The organism is Pseudoalteromonas sp. PS1M3 (genome assembly GCF_016865405.1).
Lineage (GTDB): Bacteria > Pseudomonadota > Gammaproteobacteria > Enterobacterales > Alteromonadaceae > Pseudoalteromonas > Pseudoalteromonas marina.
This window is the reverse complement of record NZ_AP022624.1, coordinates 3,504,452-3,524,344: the sequence shown is the minus strand read 5'-3', so window position 1 is coordinate 3,524,344 and position 19,893 is coordinate 3,504,452. Positions and strand designations below refer to the sequence as shown.

At 41.5% G+C, this 19,893-nt stretch carries 16 protein-coding genes; 12 read left to right on the top strand and 4 right to left on the bottom strand.

Annotation, left to right across the window (positions count from 1 at the left end):
* Window positions 1-208: 208 nt before the first annotated feature.
* Window positions 209-958, bottom strand: a complete 750-nt coding sequence (locus PS1M3_RS16410; protein ID WP_008131874.1) for a GntR family transcriptional regulator — start codon at window positions 956-958, stop codon at window positions 209-211.
* A 170-nt stretch (window positions 959-1,128) separates the two neighbouring features.
* Here PS1M3_RS16410 and PS1M3_RS16405 point away from each other — a divergent pair, with 170 nt between their 5' ends.
* From PS1M3_RS16405 to PS1M3_RS16365, 9 genes are all read left to right on the top strand, one after another.
* Complete coding sequence (locus PS1M3_RS16405) at window positions 1,129-1,896, top strand: sulfite exporter TauE/SafE family protein (protein ID WP_008131875.1); 768 nt, start codon at window positions 1,129-1,131, stop codon at window positions 1,894-1,896.
* A 521-nt stretch (window positions 1,897-2,417) separates the two neighbouring features.
* Entirely contained in the window at window positions 2,418-4,001 is a 1,584-nt protein-coding gene (locus PS1M3_RS16400) for an alkaline phosphatase (protein ID WP_203985540.1), read from the top strand.
* 11 nt (window positions 4,002-4,012) lie between these two features.
* Window positions 4,013-5,803 (top strand): alkaline phosphatase, encoded by a 1,791-nt coding sequence (locus tag PS1M3_RS16395; RefSeq protein WP_006792538.1) that lies wholly within the window; start codon window positions 4,013-4,015, stop codon window positions 5,801-5,803.
* Window positions 5,804-5,915: 112 nt separating this feature from the next.
* Window positions 5,916-6,644, top strand: a complete 729-nt coding sequence (locus PS1M3_RS16390; protein ID WP_203985537.1) for a hypothetical protein — start codon at window positions 5,916-5,918, stop codon at window positions 6,642-6,644.
* A 293-nt stretch (window positions 6,645-6,937) separates the two neighbouring features.
* Complete coding sequence (locus tag PS1M3_RS16385; RefSeq protein ID WP_203985535.1) at window positions 6,938-7,369, top strand: hypothetical protein; 432 nt, start codon at window positions 6,938-6,940, stop codon at window positions 7,367-7,369.
* A gap of 112 nt (window positions 7,370-7,481) precedes the next feature.
* On the top strand, window positions 7,482-7,832 hold the full coding sequence (locus PS1M3_RS16380) for a hypothetical protein (RefSeq protein WP_203985532.1): 351 nt from the start codon (window positions 7,482-7,484) through the stop codon (window positions 7,830-7,832).
* Window positions 7,817-8,557 (top strand): hypothetical protein, encoded by a 741-nt coding sequence (locus tag PS1M3_RS16375; protein ID WP_203985530.1) that lies wholly within the window; start codon window positions 7,817-7,819, stop codon window positions 8,555-8,557. The genes PS1M3_RS16380 and PS1M3_RS16375 overlap by 16 nt, the downstream gene beginning before the upstream one ends.
* A 64-nt stretch (window positions 8,558-8,621) precedes the next feature.
* On the top strand, window positions 8,622-9,143 hold the full coding sequence (locus tag PS1M3_RS16370) for a YcxB family protein (protein WP_203985528.1): 522 nt from the start codon (window positions 8,622-8,624) through the stop codon (window positions 9,141-9,143).
* Window positions 9,144-9,157: 14 nt separating this feature from the next.
* Window positions 9,158-9,529 carry a hypothetical protein gene (locus PS1M3_RS16365; RefSeq protein WP_008131888.1) on the top strand — a complete coding sequence of 124 codons (372 nt, stop codon included), beginning with the start codon at window positions 9,158-9,160 and terminating at the stop codon, window positions 9,527-9,529.
* A 97-nt stretch (window positions 9,530-9,626) separates the two neighbouring features.
* On the opposite strand, the gene PS1M3_RS16360 is transcribed toward PS1M3_RS16365, so the two are convergent.
* Window positions 9,627-11,516 carry a monovalent cation:proton antiporter-2 (CPA2) family protein gene (locus PS1M3_RS16360; RefSeq protein ID WP_203985525.1) on the bottom strand — a complete coding sequence of 630 codons (1,890 nt, stop codon included), beginning with the start codon at window positions 11,514-11,516 and terminating at the stop codon, window positions 9,627-9,629.
* Window positions 11,517-11,716: 200 nt separating this feature from the next.
* Here PS1M3_RS16360 and PS1M3_RS16355 point away from each other — a divergent pair, with 200 nt between their 5' ends.
* From PS1M3_RS16355 to PS1M3_RS16345, 3 genes are read left to right on the top strand one after another with little or no spacing between them, the layout of a single operon-like run.
* On the top strand, window positions 11,717-12,373 hold the full coding sequence (locus PS1M3_RS16355) for an ABC transporter ATP-binding protein (protein ID WP_203985521.1): 657 nt from the start codon (window positions 11,717-11,719) through the stop codon (window positions 12,371-12,373).
* Window positions 12,366-14,801 carry an FtsX-like permease family protein gene (locus PS1M3_RS16350; RefSeq protein WP_203985518.1) on the top strand — a complete coding sequence of 812 codons (2,436 nt, stop codon included), beginning with the start codon at window positions 12,366-12,368 and terminating at the stop codon, window positions 14,799-14,801. The genes PS1M3_RS16355 and PS1M3_RS16350 overlap by 8 nt, the downstream gene beginning before the upstream one ends.
* 7 nt (window positions 14,802-14,808) lie before the next feature.
* Window positions 14,809-15,918 (top strand): lipocalin-like domain-containing protein, encoded by a 1,110-nt coding sequence (locus PS1M3_RS16345; protein ID WP_203985515.1) that lies wholly within the window; start codon window positions 14,809-14,811, stop codon window positions 15,916-15,918.
* A gap of 83 nt (window positions 15,919-16,001) precedes the next feature.
* Here the strand turns inward: PS1M3_RS16345 and PS1M3_RS16340 are convergent, their stop codons facing one another.
* Together PS1M3_RS16340 and PS1M3_RS16335 are read right to left on the bottom strand one after the other, a co-directional pair.
* The gene (locus PS1M3_RS16340) at window positions 16,002-16,895 is read right to left on the bottom strand and encodes a hypothetical protein (RefSeq protein ID WP_203985512.1); all 894 of its coding nucleotides are present in this window, start codon (window positions 16,893-16,895) and stop codon (window positions 16,002-16,004) included.
* A 205-nt stretch (window positions 16,896-17,100) separates the two neighbouring features.
* Window positions 17,101-19,632, bottom strand: coding sequence for a TonB-dependent siderophore receptor (locus PS1M3_RS16335; protein ID WP_203985508.1), 2,532 nt, complete (start codon window positions 19,630-19,632; stop codon window positions 17,101-17,103).
* Between the last annotated feature and the right edge of the window lie 261 nt (window positions 19,633-19,893).

Sequence of the window (19,893 nt, the reverse complement as noted above, 5' to 3'; positions counted from 1 at the left end):
TTATTTTTTAGCCTAGGGTAGTTTACTCTTTGTTGCGCCGTTTTTACTTATTATTACGTGGGTACGAGTCAGTAGATTAATGAAGAAGCAGTTATCGCGTTTACTACGTTACAAACCTCACGCCGCGATTAAATCGCCATTATATTCAACAAACTTCAATCCACAAAGATCAACACACCCTAGTTATTAGCAGTTAAAGCGCGGTTTATTAATCAAGTTGGATTTGGTAATGGTAATGATCGCTACGGCACTTGCTTTGGCGGTATTCTATGCGTTTACCTTCAATTGATTCGGTAATGCGTGACACTAATAACAGTGGTTCGCCAGTTTTAATTGCGAGCATTTTTGCATCAGTTTCGTCGGCTAATACCGCTTTAATACTGTCTTGGGTTTTATGTACGGTTTGATTAAATTTGGTTTGGTAGTAGTGGTACAATGTATGCGGAATATCGCTAATTTGATGTATATCAGGAAAGTAGCTTTGTGGAAGGTATATAGTCTCGCTCATACAAAATTCGTTATCAAGAATACGCCTACGCACAAGCTTGGTTACTTTGTCTTTTTTATTAAGTTGTAAGGCATCGATAACATCGTGTGTTGCGGGGCATAGCTCAACCGATAGAAGCTCTGCCTTGGGTAAGTCTGCACCTTTACCATCGGCCTGAAGCGGGAAAAATCTAAACAGTGCGTCTTGCGCAGTATGCTCAGATACAAAGGTACCAACACCTTGACGGCGGGTGACTATTTTATCGTCGGTTAGTAAGTTAAGGGCTTTACGAACAGTGCCTTGGCTTACATTAAATTCTTCAGCAAGGCGAAACTCGCTAGGTAATGATTCGCCAGGTACCCAGCGTCTTTCAACAACGAGCTGTTTAATATAATCAGCCACTTGTAAGTAAAGTGGTTGAAAAGCCAAGCTTGGGCCACTTAATTTGTGATCAAACATAGAGTTACTCATTGTTATTTACCGTTAAATTCAATCCACCTGTAGTTATAACATAGGTGGTACTTTTTGCGCATCTTTGCGTAAGCCCAATTAATTATGAGCTATTGCAATACAGCTTACATTTACATTGTTATTAAAAACAATTTGTTACGCTACAATAGCGCATATCTAGGAAATTTAAGATGCTCAGTATCTCGTTAGAACTCATATTGCTTATGGCGCTTTTTCTTGGCATTGCCACCATAATGCAAACGCTTAGTGGGTTTGGTTTTGGGTTGCTGGTGGTTGCCAGTTTTACGCTCTTAGATGTATTGCCATTAACGGCAACCACGTTTTTAGTAAGTCTGTTAGGTCTTGTTAACTCAACCATTGTGGTGATTAAAAACCGTAATGCGGTAAAAATCCCCGAACTAAAACTGATGCTGTACACGGGTATTCCGCTAATGTTGCTAGGGTTTGTTTTGCTTGAATATATGTCGGCGCATTTAACGCAGCTTTTAAACTTTATTTTAGGAATTAGTATTTTGCTGTGTTGTGGCTTAATGCTAGTTGGCCGTGAAAAAGTTAATAAGGAGAGCGGGCGTAGCTCATTTTTAATCGCAGGCGGCTTAAGTGGTTTGTTGGGCGGGCTGTTTTCAACCTCGGGACCACCGCTGGTTTTTCAGTGCTATAAACAAAGTTGGTCTATTGAGGCCATACGCAGCACATTGCTTGCTGTATTTACCATTAGCGGCTTAGTGCGTGTAGGTATTGCAACATTTGGCACCTTACCTGAGCCCGACATTATGTTTTTAATTGCAGCGGCAATACCTCTTGTGCTTTTAGTTACACATTTTGCCCGTAAATTAACCCATTACGTTGATGCAAAATGGGTTTATATAATAGCAATTACATTGCTCGGCTTAAGTGGTGTATCGCTGGTGGCCACATCAGCAGCGAGTATATTGTAAATTTAGTGGGTAACTTAACTTAAGTTTATTTACGTTGATATGGGAATTACAGTAGTTTAACTAGTGTCTTATGAACAGTTAGTGGTTGGTTAAGAAGCCCCTTAAATGCATTTGAATTACGTGAGCCAGACTTTGAAGCAACGGCTTGTTAGTACATAAATCAGCAATAAGACGATGCCTTTAGAGTATCGCTTATTGCTAAAAACTTAACAGACGAAAGCTATGCAACAACCTACAGTGGCGATAATTTCCGTTACCAAATACCGCGTGATGCAGAGCGCTACTTTGGGGTGTCGTTTAAGGCGCGCTTTTAATAGTTAAAAAATTTTCCCTTGTATAACAACAAGCGCAGCGTTAAACCGCTGCGCTTTTTTGTGTCTTATTTTTGTAAATCTTTGGTCACTTTTTCTTCATTAAAACGTCCTTTATTAGTCATATGTATTTTCTATAGTGCAGCGGTTACTTATTTGAGGTTTTAGCTTCAAGCAAAAATAACCACTACATAATGGGAATAATAAAGGATGAAAATTAAAAAAGTCGCTGCGGCGGTTGGGCTAACATTTATGTTAAGCGCTGCAAGTCATGCCAATGTATTACCACAAAGCCAAACAGACAATAACTGGTATACAAACGCACAAACTACGTTAGCTACTAAAAATACTCTGGCACAAAGTGCACAAGTTACAAAAGCAAAAAACGTAATTTTATTTGTGGGTGACGGCATGGGTATTTCTACCCTAACGGCAGCACGTATTTTAAAAGGCCAACGAGCAGGCAACCCAGGTGAAGAAGGCTATTTAAGCTTTGAAGAGTTCCCGTATTCTGCGCAAGTTAAAACGTATAACGTAGATGCGCAAACGCCGGATTCTGCAGGCACAATGACCGCAATGATCTCAGGTGTTAAAACTGATGTAGGCGTAATTGGTGTAGATGAAGACATTGAGCGCGGTGTATGTTCAACTGTATCGGGTAACGAGCTTTTAACTGCAACAGAACTAGCTGAAATTAAAGGCCTTGCAACAGGGGTTATCTCTACAGCGCGTATTACCCATGCAACGCCAGCGGCCACGTATGCTAAATCGGCAGACCGTAACTGGGAAGATATTTCAGATATGCCAGAAGGGTCAGAAGCCTGTGAAGATATTGCATCTCAACTGGTTAACTTTGAAAAAAACCTAGAAGCGCGCTTTTTAGGTACCGACGTGGACGGTCTTGATTTTGTAATGGGCGGCGGTCGTCGTCACTTTTTACCAAAAGATGCTGCGGCTAATTCAAGCGATGCAACAAGCGCCGTTGAAGGCGATCGTACCGATGAGCGTAACCTTGTCACTGAGTGGCAAACACAATATCCAAATGCAACGTACGTCATGGATCAAGCTGGGTTTGATGCTATTGCCGATGACGCTACGAAAGTATTTGGCTTATTTAACGAATCGCACATGCAATACGAAGCTGACCGAGCAAACGACGTAGCAGGCGAGCCATCACTGACCGAAATGACCACAAAAGCAATCGACGTGCTGGGTAAAAACGACAATGGCTTTTTCTTAACGGTTGAGTCGGGCCGTATTGACCATGCGCACCACGCAGGCAATGCTTACAACGCACTTAACGACACCATTGAATTTGCCAATGCAGTTCAAGCAGCAATCGATAATACCAACCCAGAAGAAACCCTTATTTTAGTCACTGCCGATCACAGCCACGTATTTACTATTGCTGGTTACCCTAAGCGCGGTAACCCAATTTTAGGCCAAGTAGTGGCCGTAGGCCAAACAGCGCCAAGCCTTGCTGCCGATGACATGCCATACACTACAGTAGGTTATGCAAATGGTTTAGGTTTTAGAGACCTAGGTGATGAAACAAACGCTGATGCAACCTACTTAAGCGGCCCAGTAGCTGGGCGCGTTGAGTTAAATGGTGTTGATACAACAACCCCAGGTTTTCACCAAGAAACAACCGTGCCACTCGGTTCTGAAACACATGCCGGTGAAGATATTTCACTGCATGCTAAAGGCCCAGGTGCACAACTTGCTCAAGGCGTTATTGAGCAAAACGTTGTATTTCATCTAATTAACCAAGCTCTTGAATTAACTCAGCAATAATGGCGGCGAACATGAAAAAATTAACAGTACTTTCTTTAGCAGTAATGGTCGCGCTAGCGGGTTGTTCAAGTGATGACGATAAAAGTGATAACAACATTATCGCAGTAGACAACGCCATAGCCGTGGGCTCAGCGCAATGTATTAATGGCGGTGTAGAAACCCAAGTGGGCGTAGATACAAACGAAAATGGCGAACTCGATAGTGACGAAGTTAACTCATCTAACCTAGTGTGTAATGCGCCGGCAACGTCGCTAACTACAGAGCAATTAGCTAACCTTACAGGTAATGCTTGGTATAGCGACGCGCAAACAAAGTTATCAGCAACGCAGCAAGCTAATACCGAAGCGGTTACAGAGTCGGGCAAGGCGAAAAATGTTATTTTATTTGTAGGCGACGGTATGGGTATTTCTACCGTTACGGCTGCACGTATTTTAGCGGGTCAGCTTGAAGGCGGCATGGGTGAAGACTACCAACTTAGTTTTGAAACCATGCCTTACTCAGGCTTTGTTAAAACGTACAACGTAGATGCACAAACACCTGATTCAGCAGGCACAATGACGGCGATGGTGTCAGGCGTTAAAACTGATGTTGGCGTAATCGGTGTAGACGAAGACATTGAGCGCGGTGTTTGTTCAACCGTTGCAGGTAATGAGCTGGTCACCTCGCTTGAGCTTGCTGAAATAGCAGGTAAAGCAACAGGCCTTATTTCAACGGCGCGTATTACTCACGCAACACCCGCGGCAACGTATGCGAAGTCGGCTGATCGTAACTGGGAAGATAACTCTGATATGCCAGCAGGTTCAGACGCATGTGAAGACATTGCATCGCAACTTGTTAACTTTGAAGCTAACCTAGAAGCACGCTTTGCGGGCATTGATGTAGATGGTATTGACGTAGTAATGGGTGGCGGTCGTCGTCACTTTTTACCAAAAGATGCCGCGGCTAATTCAAGCGATGCAATCAGCGCAGTTGAAGGGGATCGTACCGATGGGCGTAACTTAGTAACCGAGTGGCAAGCTACTTACCCTAATGGCAACTACGTAATGGACCAAACAGGGTTTGATGCAATTAGCGACGATGCTACAAAGGTGTTTGGTTTATTTAACGAATCCCATATGCAATACGAAGCTGACCGTGCAAACGATGTAGCGGGCGAGCCTTCGCTTTCACAAATGACTGAAAAAGCAATCAACGTGCTTAACAACAACGAAAACGGCTTTTTCTTATCGGTAGAGGCCGGGCGAATAGATCACGCACACCACGCAGGCAATGCATACAACGCGCTTAACGACACCATTGAATTTGCTAAAGCCGTTAAAGCCGCTATGGACAGCACTAACCCAGAAGAAACGCTGATTGTGGTGACTGCCGATCATAGCCATGTATTTACTATTGCAGGCTACCCAAAACGTGGTAACCCAATATTAGGTAAAGTGGTTGCAGTTGGCCAAACCGAGCCAAGCCTTGCAGCCGACGACATGCCATATACTACAGTAGGTTACACCAATGGCTTAGGCTACAGAGACTTAGGCGATGAAACCAATGCCGACGCTTCTTACTTAGCTGCACCGGTTACAGGGCGTGTTGATTTAACAAATGTTGATACAACCACACCGGGCTTTCACCAAGAGTCGTTAGTACCACTTAGTTCAGAAACCCACGCGGGTGAAGATGTAGGTGTTTACGCAATGGGCCCTGGTGCACATTTAGTAACAGGCACAAACGAGCAAAGCTTTTTATTCCATGTAATGGACTTTGCCGCAGACCTAGTTAAAACAGCCGATGAAACAGTGGCTCAGTAAATAGAGCCTATTAAAAGCCCGCATTATTTTGCGGGCTTTTTTATGTCATAAAAATGCCATTGTTAGTGGTTATGTTATGGCAATAACAGTGACGTTAAATATAGAGAGCACCATGAAAACAGCATTATCATTACTCGCAACCATGTTGGTTGCCACACTAACAAGCGCCAGCGCAGTTGCCACTCAGTGCAACCTAAATAGCCAGTATTTAAAAGCCGACTACACAATTACCAACACCCACAAAAATAAGCAAAGTAGTCAGGTACTTACACTTTGGCGTAATAACCAGCAAGTCGCACATCAAAGCGATGTTACTACTGAGCTGTGGCAACATTTAGCTAATAAACAAATTCGTCCAATACGTTATTTTAATGCCCAACAACGCGGTATTGAGTATCAGCCATCGGAAGTGCGCGGCGTACAAAATTGGAGTGCTAAAAATCAGCTGGTGGATAATCACTTAATTAAAAAAATGACCCTTACAAAAACGCAAGGCACAGGCTGTGATGAGGTAAAAAACTACACCTACCAAGAGGGAGAAAATACCTACACACTTGCTTTTTATAGCCAAACCCAGCTTGTTAAATCTTTTAGTGTAAACAACACAAAAAACCAAACAATCACGTTACTAAGCTTAAATAACGTAAGCTATAACAAGCAGCAAGTTACTTCGCAATTTGCACAGTGGGACCGCTTTCAAACCACCGATTACGCCGACATTGGCGATAACGAAAACGACCCATTTTTAGCAAAAATGATAAACCTAGGTTTTATAGAGCACGGTGCAACAGGGTTTTACAACCAGCAAGGTGAAGCGATTCAAGGTGGGCACCACCACTAGGGTTTAGATGAGTTTTAATATGGTGTAAAACGAGCTTGCTGTGTTGGGGATAAATTTATACTTCAATCAGCAAGCTGTGGTGAGCTACCAATCACCCTGTAAAATAAAGTGCATTTAAAATACTCCTGCCCAAATAAGGCCTCGAATAATCGGCTCTTCTTATAAATAAGCAGCCACTTACAGCCAAATATTTTTAGTTGGCAATAACTTACGCTATTTGATACAAATAGAAGTCCACTCAATAGGGACGTTTGCAAAAATGCCTCTTAACAAAGCTGTTATATTGGACTTAAATGCGAGCACTTTTAGTTATATGTTTTTTCTGGACTAACTCATTATTCGCCTGCGGTGATGATGAACTAGGTCAACTCGCATCTTTTGCAATAAATGAAGACTATAGCGTAGGTAACGTTACAGGCTATAATGTATATGTGCCTGAAATGTTTAATAATTATTATTTAACGTCATTCACTCTAGTGATAAAAGATACTTTTTTAGGAGACTTAAACTTTACTGAAGCTAATAGTTATAACGGTTATTACAAAGTTTTTTTTCAAGTTAATCCTGAAGAATTAGATTTACTAAATATAGTACTCGGTTACTCAACAACACAGGACAAAAAAGGAATTGTGATGTGTGGTGAAAGAATACAGTTAAATTTAAAAGAGTTGCTCAGAGCAAATCGGCCAGAAGCGATCATAGCAATACCACCGCCGTTAAAATAAAAATTATGTTCTTTTTTACAACGTCGCTCAGAAAGTTTGAAGTAGCTTGGTTGAGTTTTTTACGGCGCTTTAATTGTTCGCAATGTTTAAACAAAGTTAGGAGTTACTTTTAATGAGAAAGTACGTATTTAGTCTTTTATTTGTTTTATTACTAGCCGGGTGTGATTTTGAAGTACCTGGAGCCGATGAAAGGTTTGGTACGCAAAACTTTGTATCTGCTATTTCTCTCATTGAACTACATAAAACCCGCAATGGCGCATATCCAAATACTTTAGCCGAACTGGATTTTTTAGGTGATTGGGATGGTATTTGGTTGTCCGCTGTTAAATATGAAAAAAATGATGACGGCTACAATTTATACCTTGAGAGAGGATGGGCTGGTAAGCCCTCATTAGAGTTTCCTGAGAGATTCAAGCAAGGTTTAGGTATTAAAGAAACCAATATTAAATGGGTAAAAAACTAATTACCAAGGCTGTAACAGTTGTTTATAAGGAGTTTGCATCGAACATGCGTATTATGAATTTTATTGAAAAAGCTAATAAGGTATTACTATTTATTGCTGCGTTAGTTGTAATTTTTGCTATTGGTAAGAGCCTTATTAGTGATCTTTTTAAAAGTGGCTATTCTGCGCCTAAGGTTCAGGTGATTGAACATAGCGCGGCCCTTGATGAAGAACCAAAGTTACAAAAAAATTATATTGGTCAAATCAAAGATGTTCACATTTTAGAAATCACATCTGACAAAATAGTAAATCAAAAACCTTACAGCGCTAATGCTGAGATTATTGTTACCTCAGCACTGAGTTTGAGTCGTAATGCAGTAAATTTAATGTTTACTAAAGCTGGCGAAAAAAACAAAGTGTTATTCAAAAATAACGTATTAATTGTAGGCTTTTCTCCGGTTCAATTAAAAGAAACCAGTTACCAAAGCGTTCTAAGTAAAAACATCTACTCCGTTGTACGAAACGACACGAATAAAAATGGCTTTTTAAATAGTGATGACCAAAAAGAGTTATTAGTTTCTGAATACGACGGCTCTGGCTTGAAATCCATTATGGATAATATTGAGGGCTATCAGTTAATTAGTAATAATATGATCTTAATTTATACCAAGCCGGAGAGTGAAACACTTTATTATATTTTTGATGTACTATCAGGTGAGTTAGTTAAGCTTGATACACGCTTGTAGTTAGTAATTAACTTAAACACAAAACCTAATTGTGCGCTGAAAGGCGTTTTATACGGACATGACAATGCTCAAATCTATTACTGTTACTAAAAAGAATTATACCGACTACGCTGATTTTATAATAAAAAAGTTGTGTGCGCCTAAAGATAATAAAGGTCTAGGGTTTATAAAAAATGTGATTGCATGGTTCGTGCTAACTGTTGTTTTTATGACTTTTTTTCGGGTTGAGTCTGTTCGCCTTTCTGACTTTCATTGGCCAAGTGGGTTAATTGTAGCAGTGCCATTTTTAATATTGATTGTTGTATTTTTATACAATAATCATAAGATAAAAAAGCAATCAATCCCCAATGAAAATGGCGTAATGATTGGCAATAAAACAATTGAGTTTCAAGCTGATGGTATTTGCGAAACTAATCATCTAGGACGTTACTTTTATAAATGGCAAGCAGTTGAAGCAATAGAAGAAAATAAAGGCGACTTATATATATTTGTAGACAAGCTATTGGCTTTAATAATTCCGGCTAGTGCTTTTACAAGCGAAGCCGAAAAAGAAGAGCTAAAAGCTTTAATTAAAGCCTATATCTAGTAATGTATTACTTTATGAATATTTACAAAGCTTTAGCGCTTATTTTAATGCTTATACCTATTTCATCAATGGGAAGTGAAAAACAAGCTAACACTACCGATGAACAACAAGATAAGTATCTTGAGCATAGAGCTGCTTGGGAGAAAATGCTAAAAGAGCGCTATGACAAAGAGTTAAAGCACAACCCACCAATACCGCCTTGGATTAAATTTCCAGATTATCACCCAAGCGAAATTTTTTGGAGAATGGGGGAAGGCGAAAGCTACATAAGTGACTACGTCTTTACTTATTTTAAGTACGCTTCTAAAGCTGAAATAAATGCTTATAAGATTAAATATCCAGAACCCGCAGATTGGGGAGGAATATATAAGCGTTTTGAACACTAGCTAAAGTTCGGCTATGTTTTTAGGTAACTTATGTGAGTGTGGTATTTATTAAAAGTGCTATTAACTCATGCTAATAGCACATATCAATTTTTAGACACTACTCCAAATGAGCATCATCAGGCTTTTTAGGTTTATCAGCGAGTTCTGTTAGGCCGTCTTCACAGTCGCCGCTATCGCAGGTATTTAAATCGCTTTGTGCTTGCCTGTCTTGTTGTAATACTTGCTTTAAATCTTCCATTCGTTGGCGAACGGCTACGCCGTAGCTGGCATCGTCGCCCCATAGTTCGGCAAGTTGTACAACCGCAGCGCGATCATGTTCTCTAAACAGCTTACCGGCGCGCTCGGCGTCTTGCTTGTTGTTTCCAAGTAGCTCGAGTGCTTCTACGGCTAAATTAATAGCTGAGTCGACGGTTTCTCGGTTAAAGGCATCTACTTTTAAATTAAGCAATTTGTAAGCGTGGCGACGGTCTATTGCGCGGGCAACAATTTTTAATTGTGGGTAGTTTTTGTGGGCAAGCTCAATTATTTCAATGGTTTTGTCTGGGTCATCAATGGCAACAACCAGCATTTGTGCGGTATGAGCGCCTGCAGCTTCAAGGAGTTCTTGGCGGGCGGCGTCACCATAAAATACGGTATTACCAAAGCGGCGTAGTAATTCTATTTGGCTGGGGCTGTGATCGAGTACTGTTATTTCGTAGCCTTGGGCGTGTAATAAACGGCCCATAATTTGTCCAAACCGTCCGTAGCCTGCAATAATAACGTGTTTAGCTGTGCTAATTTGCTCTGGCTTGTCGAACTCTGGCGCACTGGTATGGCTGCGCTTTTCGAGTTGTTCGTACATCATTAACAACAGCGGTGCTACTAACATGGATACGGCGACGACCAGGGTTACTAAGCTTGTTTGTTCTGGTGTTAAAATGGCCAGTGTTGTGGTTACGCTTAATAATACAAAGGCAAATTCGCCGCCTTGTGCAAGGGCTAATGCAAATAGTAAGCGCTGTTTTTTACTGATGTTAAAGGTAATGGCAAGGGCATATAAAATACAGGCTTTTACCACAATAAGTAATGCAACAAGTGCGATAACAGTTGAAAACTCACTAGCCAATAACTCAAAGTTAATAGAAGCACCTACGGTTATAAAAAATAACCCGAGAAGTAGGCCTTTAAAGGGCTCTATATCGGCTTCGAGCTCGTGCCTAAATTCACTTTCGGCAAGGACTACCCCTGCTAAAAACGTTCCTAATGCTGGTGAAAGCCCAATACTTTGCATAACAAGAGCAATAGCCACCACTAAAAATAGCGCAAAAATAGTGAATATTTCACGCATGTGAGTTTTAGCTATGTATCTAAATAATGGGGCTGATACGTATTGACCACCGGCAATAATGGCTGCGATCACGCCTACCGATACAGCAACTTGTTGCCATACTGGCCAGTTGGCAATAATAGAATGGCTGATTTCTTTAGAGCTACTTGGTGGAGCAAAGGCAAGTAATGGCAGCAGTGCCAAAATAGGAATAATGGCAATATCTTGAAATAATAAAACTGAGAATGCATTTTGGCCGGCTTCGCGCTTTAGCCAGCCTTTTTCTTCAAGGCTTTGCAGTACAATAGCGGTTGACGATAACGCGAGCATTAAACCAATAGCGAGTGCGGTTTGCCAAGGCATAGTAAAAAACCAAAAACAAAACGCAAAAATAACGGCGGCAGTTAGCACGACTTGCAGACCACCGAGCCCTAAAATTGAGTGGCGAAGCTTCCATAAGCGGGAAGGTTGCAGTTCAAGGCCAACTAAAAATAGCATCATCACTACGCCAAATTCGGCGAAATGCATTACATCTGTTTGATCGCCCACTACCCCTAATGCATAGGGGCCAATGAGTATGCCGGCAATTAAGTAACCCAGTACCGAGCCAAGGCCCACTCGCTTGGCGATAGGCACCGCCACAATAGCCGCAGCTAAGTATATTAACGCTATTTCTAACACATGCTTACCTTATTAAAGTTTAGATAATTAGCATGGCTTAGGTGCGTTTAAAATACAATGAGTTACTTAGTAAAATTGCTTTAACTGAATGATAAAATTTATTGCAATGGGCATAAATAAAGCACTTAAATGACCGAGTTGCTGTTATTGTAACGTTTAAACAAAACTAAAAATTTTGCCCCTAGGACGAGCTACATTTTATGATTTCGCTAAATAATGTGTTTTTTACACGCCAAGATGGTGGCACAAAACGACAAATAATTAATGATTTATCGTTAACTATTTTACCCGCTGCACACATTGCTTTACTGGGCGATAGTGGCTCGGGCAAAACAACATTATTAAATTTATTAGCCGGTTTACTGTCTCCTGATGCAGGAACTATTACGGTTAATGAGCAAAAAATTAGTGAATTGACTGCCAGTGAGCTTGCGCTTTATAGGCGTAAAATAGGGATTATTTTTCAGCATTATCAATTACTCAGCCCGTTAGATGTAAAAGACAACATGTGCTTTCAAGCAAGGCTTAATGGGTTATCGCCGAGCGACGATGAAGTAAATACAATGGCTAAAAAGCTAGGCTTAGAAAATAAGCTAACAGCGATGCCTGAACAGCTATCAGGTGGTGAGCAGCAACGAGTTGGAATAGGCCGTGCGCTATTAAATAAGCCCAAGCTACTATTGGCTGATGAACCGACCGGCAACCTTGATGCTGCCCGCTCACTCGATATCGTTACGCTATTAAAAAGCTTGTGTGAAGAAGAGCAAATAATACTAATTATGGTCACTCATAGTCAGCAATTGGCTAATCAATTTACTACGCAACTATTTTTAAAAGATGGCCAAATTAATGGCTGAACTTAAACTTATATTAATAACGTATATGCAGTTTTATTGCCGTCATGTAGGGCTGTTATTACTGTTTTTTATTGGTTTTAGTTTAGGTGCGGCGTTACTTACTGCAATACAAGGTTTAAACCTGGAGGCCGGTAAGCGCTACCAACAAACTACAGCGTTGATTGCAAACCCTGTGACGCATTTTATACGCCCTGTATTAGGTGAAAACAGGTTGCCCAACAGTATGTGGTCGCGCATTAGGGCCGCTGGTTTTACGCAGGTTCAACCCGTTTTAGAAGGTGTAATTGAAACCGATAAGCAGCAAAAGCTCGCACTTAGAGGTGTCAATTTATTGCAATGGCTTACACAAAATACCGACAGCTCAGCATCAGCATCAACAGCAAACAATAGTTACTCCGGTTTTGAACAGCTACTAAATACTGTTTATATCGATCCTAAATTAATGCAGCGGCTAAATTTAAAAAACAGCCGTATTAATATAAAAATGGGCGATGCCAACCGCATTTTAACGGTAAGTGAACTGCAAGGTTTAGGCATGACCATGCTGGTGGACATTAGCCTTGCTGATAAATTACTGCGCGCAAATGGGGTGACAAGTTACTTTGAAGTAAGTGGTTTAAATAGTAAACAAGCAGCTAAGTTAAACGCGTTGCTAGGCGAGCAAGCACGCCTTGAAGCTGCGCAAGAACAAGCTTTTGACGCGCTATCGGAGGCGTTTTTCTTTAATTTACAAGCGCTGGCATTGTTGGGTTATGTGGTAGGTGCGTTTTTAAGCTTTAACGCAATTAAACTGGCATACAATGCGCGCGCTCACTTACAGCAGCAAATGTGGGTGTTGGGGTGTCAACGGTCGGCGTTAATTAAGGCGCTGGCTATTGAATTAACGTTGCTTAGTTTGTTTGCAGCTGTGTTAGGTGCGATATTAGGCGCGGCACTAGCAAACGCCTTGGTTATGGATGTATCGGCCACTCTTCGAGGGCTTTACCAACTAGATAGAAGCTTTGTAGTAAACCTTGATAGCAGCATGGTTGCCAGTGGCTTTACACTCAATATTTTTGTTTTGTTAGGATTTTTAGCCAGCCAGTCGGCTCGATTAAGTACTGTTTTAGCGCGTATTAAATGGCCAATGTTAATGCTCGCCATTGCAGCAACCAGTTATTTAGCGCTAACGGCAAATACCAAAATGGGCGCCTTGTTGCTGTGTGTTTGTGTGCTACTGCTCTTTTTTGTGGTTACTCCACCGATAGTTAAAGCCGTATTTAAGCTGCCATGGCCCACACAAAACCCGATTATTCAGTGGTTAAAAGCCGATAGCATAGTGCAATTACCTGCATTATTGAGCTCAGTACTCGCTATTTTAATGGCGATGGGTGCCGCTGTAGGTATGCAAATTATGGTTGGCAGTTTTAGCGACACCTTAGATACACACCTTGAAAAACGCCTAAGCGCCGATTTGTACGTAAGGCCAGACCAAAACATTCAAGCATTAGGAACCAAACTGACTGAACTCCCAGAAGTTGAAAAGGTGGGCGTATATTGGTCAGCTAACAGTGAGCTTAAAACACCTAAAACCACGGTTGCTGTTGATGTTATGGCATTTGGTGCAACGGCCAGTTACAACCAACACCTTACTTTGTTAAACAATAAAGCACCTACATCTACAGCATTTGAAAAAAACAAAAATGGGATTGTGGGTTGCTTAGTGAATGAACCCGCCTTGCTGCAGTACTCGCTTACAGTTGGTGACGTAATAACCCTAAGGCAGCATATTAATACACTAACGTGCCAAGTACGCGCTGCCTATTATGATTACGGCGAGCAAGGTTTAAATGTGGTAGTCACTACAACAGCACTATTAAATAGCAGCTTAAGTTACACCGAGTATGGTTTATCGCTTTGGCTAAAGCCCAATAGCGACGTAGACGCCATAGCCGACTATATTCAAAAACAGCACCAATTAGATAGCCAACAAGTCATTGCCAATCAGCAGTTTAAGCGTTTTGCTAAGCAGTTATTTGGTAAAACTTTTTATGTTACTCAGGCGCTTAATATATTTATTATGCTGATTGCATTATTTGGTATGTGGGTGAGCTTTTTAACCCTGGGGCGGGGGCAATTGCAGCCTATGGCAGTATTACAAACGTTGGGTGTGACTCAACTGCAATTATTGGGTGCAAAAGTATTGCAAGCCGCACTTATTATTTTAACCACCTTGTTATTGGCTATACCTTTGGGGCTCTGCCTTGGGTGGGTATTATTAACTTACGTAATGCCCATTGCCTTTGGTTGGACCATGGCCATGACCGTTAATTGGCTGCAATTAGGTGGTTTTACTGTGCTTATATTTATTTTAGCCTTATTTGTGAGTGCGTTACCGCTAATAAAATTAACGCGAAGCGCAGTTGCCGATAATGTCGCCAAGTTATAGGACTTACATGAATAGACTAAAAGCAGCCGTTATCTTTGTTTTTATTGGCACATTAAGCGCGTGCCAGCCAGAAGTAGAGCAAATAAGTAAAAATAAACCAATGCATAGCGGATTTGCACAGCAATTTGGTGAACCTGTAAATAAACACCAAGGGCTGAGCTTTCCACGCGACCACGGGGCGCATCATCAGCAAGGTATTGAATGGTGGTACGTTACTGCTAATTTAAAGGCAGATAATGGCGACACCTTTGGTGTGCAATGGACTTTATTTAGGCTCTCTGTTGATGATAAAAACACTGCAACTGAAACGTCGCCATGGTGGAACGGGCAGCTGTATTTTGCTCACTTTGCAATACAATCAGATACCCAGCACCATGCGTTTGAAAAGTATGGTCGCTCGGGGCAAGTTAATATTACTGCGCAGCCATTTGAGGCTCGCTTAGATGATTGGCAGTTAGCAAGTAAAGAGGCAACATTTTTACCGCTTAACTTAAAGGCGCAGCAGGAAAATTACAGCGCTAATTTAGTGCTGGCTAATAGTCCGCTTGTAAAGCATGGCGAGCAAGGTTATAGCCAAAAAACTCACCAAGGGCATGCCTCTTATTATTACAGCTATCCGTTTTTACAAGCCAAAGGCAACATTACATTTGCGGGTAAAACGTATAAAGTAACCGGAGATGCTTGGTTAGACAGAGAGTGGTCTTCGGCGTTAATCGATCCGAGCCAAAATGGGTGGGACTGGTTTAGCATTCAGGCTGATGATAAAAAACAGGGTGGTTTGATGGCATTTTGTATTCGTAATGGCCAGCAAAGTTATGATTACTGCAGTGCATCGCACATTACGCAAAGTGGGGTTGTGCGCGCTATTGCAAATAATGACGTGACCTTACAGGTATTAAAAACATCTGAGCTTACAACCCAAACGGCGCAAACAACGCCAAGTAATAAAACCTACCCTATTAAATGGCAGCTTAATGTTGAGGGATTTGAGCCTATAACCATTGAAGCGCGTAACCCCGATTCACGTAATCAATTGAGTATTCTCTACTGGGAGGGGCGAATTAAAACCCAAGGTGGTTTTAAAGGTAAAGGTTATGCAGAGTTAGTTGGCTATTAGTGGGTTATAAAAGTTTTTAAAAAGAAATGCACTTAAGCGCATGCTAAGTGCATTTTATTATTTAAAGCTTGATACACCTTATCTTATTGGTTGTATTTTACAGGGCCGTTCACATTATCAATGCTTACATCGCCCGAGCCTGCTTCAGTAATAGTCAATGATTTTGCATGATTAACGCGAATATCGCCCGAGCCATCTTCAATAGTAACGTTTGCATCAACATGCTCAATGGTTAAGTCGCCTGAGTTATCTTCAACGTCTACAGCGCCATTAATATGTTGTATTGCTATGCTTCCTGACCCGTCTTCAACAGTTAATGTACCGCGCACATTATTTACACTCATATCGCCTGAGCCATCATCAATATTTGCATTGCCATTCACGTTATTAATAGTAATGCTACCTGAGCCATCGTTAAGCTCTAGGTTGCCGGCAATGCTTTGAAGCGAAATATCACCCGAGCCATCGTCTATGTTTAGGTTTTTAGCGCCATTGATTGATAAGCTGCCAGAGCCATCTTTTACATCAATATTATTTGTCATGGCGTTAATAGTTATATCGCCCGAGCCATCATCAATATCTAGCTTAAGGTTGTTAGGGACGGTGACCACTAAATTAATGCTTGGCGATTGACCGCTGTAAAAGCTAATTCCATTATTACTTGTATTTTGGGCAACAAGCTTTGCTTTAGTTCCACTCTGATCGAGTGTGAGTTCGTATTCGTCGTCAATATCGGCTGTGTAAATAGTGGCGTCAACATTAATACTGGTTGCTGTTGATGAGCCCATTATTTTAAGTGAACCTGCGCCGCTTAATACGTCTAGGTATTCAAGGTTATTGCTAGGTAATGTAAGTTGTTGTGTTTGCTTTACCGATGCAACGCTTGGCGAAATATGAAACACGCAGCCACTTAATAATAAAATACCGCTAATTAGCGAAAGTGGTTTAGCAATGGTAGATACAGTTGATGAGCTCATGGTTAGTCCTTTTAATGTGACGTTATTTTTTAATATAACAAGACTAGAGCAATAATGGGGCCTAAATTTAAGTGTTTGTTTTATAATGAATTTGGTTTTTTGCTAAAAATTAAAAGACTAATTAGTGGTTAAAATTACTAACTATTAATAAAAAGGATGCATAGCGCATCCTTTTTGTTTTAACGACTGGTTTTAATTATACAAATTAAAAGCTATAAGTAATGTTACCGTATAAAAAGCGGCCATCTAAACTGTACGGTGTATAGGGTGTGTACGGGAATATTTGGCTAAAGGTAGAGTAACCAATGTTATCGACCGTAGCTTGCGGGTATTGGTCAAATAAGTTATTGGCACCCAGTGCAAATTTCCATTCGTCATTAGGACGATATGCCACTTCTAAATCGGTTATCCATTTAGCGTCTAGGTATTCATCGCGATCGCTTGTTGTGGAAATATCAGCAACTTCACCGTAACGTGTTGCACGCAACGTTGTTTGCCATTCGTTAAAGTTCCACACGGCCGACAGATTCAGTTTGTTGTCTGGTGTGCCTTCTTCAAAACGACCTACTTCACGGCGTGCAAATACAACGTAGTCGTCACCTAAAGAGTTTAGTTGTTCAGGATTATCGTCAACGTGTGTCACTTCGGTGTCGTTAAAGTTAGCCGCTGCGTTTAAGCGCACATCGCCAAAGTTATCTAACTGAAGTAGGTAAGTTGCAACAATGTCTACGCCTTGCGTGCGCGAGTCGATTGCGTTAGTAAAGTAGCGTACGCTTTCGGTATTTAACTCACCAGCATCCGCTAAAATTTGCTGTACTGCGGCACCGCTTAAGTTTTCCGAGAGTACAATACGGTCATCAATATCAATACGGTAGGCATCAACCGTTAAGCTAAAGTTACCTTGGGTGTAAACAAAACCAGCAGTTAAGTTAACTGAGTCTTCAGCGTCTAACTGTTTTGCGCCAAGGGCTTGCGCTGCGGGTGCATCTGTTGGGAATAGGCCTACTTCAAACGCTTGGTTGTTTTCAAGTACGGTTGAAATTTGGCGATACGAGCTTTGTGCAAGCGATGGTGCACGGAAACCTGTGCTAATTGCCCCACGTAGCGATAAATTTTCGTTTACGCTGTAACGTGTTGCAAGTTTTGAGGTAAAGGTGTTGCCAAAGTCGCTGTAATCTTCGTAGCGGCTTGCTAAAACCATGTTCCAGTTTTCGCTTAGGTAGGTGTCAAACTCAACAAATAGTGCAACGTTATGGCGGCTTTCATCGGTTACGCTTTCTGGACCAAAACCCGAAAGTACCTGCGCGCCACCGGCAGCAATTGGGTTGCCATTGCTATCAAGTGCAGTAATGTAAGAGGCTTCTTCACCTTGTTCTATTTTATAGCTTTCGTGGCGGTATTCAGCACCTAGAGTAAAAAATACGTCGTCAGGTAATCCTAAATCAAGGGTTGTGCTGGCATCACCATTGACTATAAATTGGTCATAAACTAGTGCGCCGTTATCAAATTCGGTGGGGCTGGTGGCACCCAAAGACGTATTTAAGCTATTTACAACGCCCAATGCAAAGTCGTTGCGGCCATAGTTGGTACTTACATCCCATGTCCAGTCGCCTGTTTCACCTTCTAGACCTAGGGCAAATGAGTAGTCTTCAACATCGGTTTCAATTTGCGGTAAAAAGCCATCTGGGTAAAGTGCTAATACGTTACGGCTGTCTTGCGCACGGCGGTAAAAGCCACCTGAGTTACCTTCTCGTTTTGAGTAGCTACCAAATGAATACAGGTTAAGGCTGTTATCTAGCTCGTAACCCATATTGTAAAATAAAGCGTAATCTTCAAGGTCAGCTTTACCAAAACGATGGTTGTAACGTTTAATAGTAAATTCGCGCGGGTCTAGGCTGCCATCGTCAAGGCGGCTATATTGCTCGCGAGGGTCAAAACCAGAGCGTTGTGTTGGGTTGTTATCGCGGTATTCAATCGATACGTTTACAAAGCCGCTGTCTGATAATGCAAATCCAGAGTTAGCGCTAATTGTGCGTGTGGCGCCATCGCTAATTTCGCGGTCATCACCTAGGTTAAATGCAAGATCACCGTTTGCATCTGCGTAGGTGCTTTCTAAGTTCGGTGCGCCCGCCATTTGTGTATCGTATTCACCATAGGTTACGCTTACACTGCCGCCTTCAGAGGCATCCTTTAAAACAATATTAATCACCCCAGCAATGGCATCAGAGCCGTATTGCGCTGCAGCGCCATCGCGAAGTACTTCTACGCGCTTAATGGCTGATGTAGGGATCATGTTTAAATCTACCGCAGTAGAGCCTCTGCCTACAACACCCGCTAAGTTTAAAAGCGCGCCAGAGTGACGGCGTTTACCATTGATAAGCACTAAAGTGTGATCGGGCGCTAAGCCGCGCAGTACAGCAGGTTTTGCATGGTCTGTTCCATCACCTAAAGTGGCACTTGGAAAGTTAAAGCTAGGCACTTGGCTGGCAAGAACTTGGCTAATCTCAAGTTGGCCTGTGCTTGCCATGTCGCTGCTAGTAATAATATCTACTGGCACTGAGCTTTCAGCAATACTTCGCAAACTACGGCGAGTACCTGTTACTGAGATTACTTCGATATTCTCTTGTGCCTGAGTATCTTGCTCTGCTGCATTAGCTGTAACAAAAGAGCCGCCAAGAGCAGAGGTTACGGCCAGGCTAAGTGCTAATTTATTGGCTGATAAACGCTTAAAAGTCATTTATGTTCCTTAAGAACGTCGTTGTTTTGGTGAGTTTGAAAAAGGAGCGAATCATATAGAAGCGCTCAACTACGTGCAAAGATAAAAACCATCTATGTTATTCACGTTTTTAATAAGTAAGGCCACTGTTTACGTACGTTACAGACGGTTAGATCGTTACTGTTGTAATCTTGTGGCGAATGGTTGAGAAATCAATAAAAGTAAAAGAGAGATTGAAAAAAGTGATAGGCATAAAAAAGCCAAGTTAAAAACTTGGCTTAA